Source organism: Hydrogenophaga sp. A37, assembly GCF_002001205.1.
Classification (GTDB): domain Bacteria; phylum Pseudomonadota; class Gammaproteobacteria; order Burkholderiales; family Burkholderiaceae_C; genus Hydrogenophaga.
Window position 1 is genome coordinate 1 of sequence record NZ_MUNZ01000122.1, and the last position, 2,080, is coordinate 2,080.

The following is a 2,080-nucleotide window of genomic DNA, read 5'->3' on the forward strand; positions in this document are numbered from 1 at the left end:
AGGGATTCCACTCAGGGTTACTACCTACTGAACGGAAAATTGTGCGGTGATTTTGTAACGGCGGCCCCAGCCGGTTTCTGGTTCCCAGCGCCTGGTCGGGGCCATGCGGAAACGGGCATCATCTCGGGCTCGATTGAAATCTGGAGTCTGTTGTGGATCTGAATGTCTGGTTGGCCTATTTCGCGGCCGCTTGGGTGATTGCGCTGTCACCCGGCTCCGGGGCGGTGCTCACTATGACGCACGGCCTGGCCTATGGCGTGCGCCGCACCGGCGCCACCATTGTCGGTTTGCAGCTGGGGTTGATGGTGATCCTGCTGGTGGCCGGGGTGGGTGTGGGGGCGCTGCTCATGGCCTCGGCCACCGCCTTCACCGTGGTCAAAGTCGTGGGCGCGGCTTACCTGCTCTGGCTGGGCTGGCGGCAGTGGAGGGCGCCGGTTGACCCGGTCCCCATGGCGCCGTCGGGGCTCCCCCAGGCGGCGGCGCCCGTGGCAAACGAGAGGGTCGGGCCCAGCGTTCGCGAGCGCGTGTTGATCGGCTTCTTCACCAACGTGACCAACCCCAAGGGCATTGTCTTCATGGTCGCGGTGCTGCCGCAGTTCATCGATCCGCTGCGCCCGCTGTGGCCGCAACTGCTGATCCTGCTGGCAACCACGATTTCGGTCGATCTGGTGGTGATGCACGGCTACGCCTTCCTCGCCTCGCGTGCGCAGCGTTGGCTGGCGACCGCCAAGGCGCGCCGCGCGCAGAACCGCGTGTTTGGCGGCGTGCTGGTGGCGATGGGCGCGAGCCTGTTGTTGATCAAACGTTCGGCGGGCTGAAACCCTGACCGCTACCATTGCCGCCCATGAGTGAAGCCCCCTTGAATTCCGTGGACAGACCGCCCGGGGTGCAGCGCGTCACCGCTGCCCTGGCAGCGCTCGGTCACCCGCACCCCCCGGTGATGTTGAGCGACGCCGCGCGCACCGCGCAGCAGGCGGCCGATGCCCTGGGCGTGGCCTTGGGGCAGATCGCCAAGAGCATCATCTTTCGCCGCAAGACCGACGACGTGGCCGTGCTCGTCATCACCTCGGGCGACCTGCGGGTGGACGAGAAGAAGGTGCAGGCCATCGTCTGCGCCGAGGGCGGCAAACTGGGCCGGGCCGACGCCGACTTCGTGAAGGACAAGACGGGCTTTTCCATCGGTGGCGTCTCGCCGCTGGCCCACGCCACGCCGCCCGTGACGCTGATCGATGACCAGCTGTTTCGCTTCGGCGAAATCTGGGCCGCGGCGGGCCATCCGCACGGCGTGTTCCGCCTCACGCCCCACGACCTGCAACACCTTACCGGCGCGCCCGTGCACGACGTGACCGTGCCCGCCATTCCCTGACCCCACATGTTCCTCAAGAAGCTGTTTTCCCGAACCCCGGCGCCCGTGCCCCGCATGCGGCCGCTCATCAACCTTGACGACGCGCGCGCGCGCCACGTGGACCCCGAGGTGCCGTCGCCCTGCATCTCCGTGTGCCAGATGAACCCGGCCACCGACCTGTGCAGCGGCTGCTACCGCACGGTGGAAGAGATCGCCGCCTGGAGCGGGCTGGGCGATCAGGCGCGGCTCGTCGTCTGGGAGCGCATCGAGGCGCGGCAGCAGCCGCAGGGCTAAGAGGCTGAGAGTCTTTCGCTCATGCCCGCTCACCACCCCAAAACGCACCCGCTCTGCGTTGCAAATGCGCGCCATAGCCTGAGCTATGGCTGTGCTTTGCGCCTTGATCGAGCACGTTTTGTGGCGTTGCTCGGACACGCCCGAAAAACTCTCAGCCTCTGAGACCCACGCCGTCAGGGACCGACGTCAAAGCCAACACCTGGGCCAGCACCATGCACGAACTGACCTTCTTCTACGACCCGATTTCGCCCTACGCGCACCTCGCGTTCGAGAAACTGCCGCAGGCGCTCATGGGTCTCAGCGTGCACGTGCGCTACCGGCCCGTGCTGTTCGCGGCGCTGCTCAAGGCCCACGGGCAACTCGGGCCGGCCGAGATCCCGGGCAAGCGCGAGTGGACCTACCGGCAGGTGGGCTGGCTGGCGCATCAGCAGGGTGTGCGGC

4 protein-coding genes are annotated in these 2,080 nt (G+C 67.0%); all 4 read left to right on the plus strand.

The window, feature by feature from the left end; translation table 11 throughout:
- Positions 1 to 152 precede the first annotated feature (152 nt).
- Complete coding sequence (locus B0E41_RS16225) at positions 153 to 818, plus strand: LysE family transporter (RefSeq protein ID WP_077332203.1); 666 nt, start codon at positions 153 to 155, stop codon at positions 816 to 818.
- A 26-nt stretch (positions 819 to 844) separates the two neighbouring features.
- Positions 845 to 1,366 (plus strand): YbaK/EbsC family protein, encoded by a 522-nt coding sequence (locus B0E41_RS16230; RefSeq protein ID WP_077332204.1) that lies wholly within the window; start codon positions 845 to 847, stop codon positions 1,364 to 1,366.
- Positions 1,367 to 1,372: 6 nt separating this feature from the next.
- On the plus strand, positions 1,373 to 1,639 hold the full coding sequence (locus B0E41_RS16235; protein ID WP_363351664.1) for a DUF1289 domain-containing protein: 267 nt from the start codon (positions 1,373 to 1,375) through the stop codon (positions 1,637 to 1,639).
- 212 nt (positions 1,640 to 1,851) lie between these two features.
- Positions 1,852 to 2,080, plus strand: a 229-nt coding sequence (locus B0E41_RS16240) for a DsbA family protein (protein ID WP_171984788.1), incomplete at its 3' end; no start/stop codon positions are given.

Bases quoted from the DNA above. Each gene is read 5' to 3' on its own strand.
- B0E41_RS16230 (WP_077332204.1), top strand. From the start codon at position 845: ATGAGTGAAGCCCCCTTGAATTCCGTGGACAGACCGCCCGGGGTGCAG.
- B0E41_RS16235 (WP_363351664.1), top strand. From the start codon at position 1,373: ATGTTCCTCAAGAAGCTGTTTTCCCGAACCCCGGCGCCCGTGCCCCGC.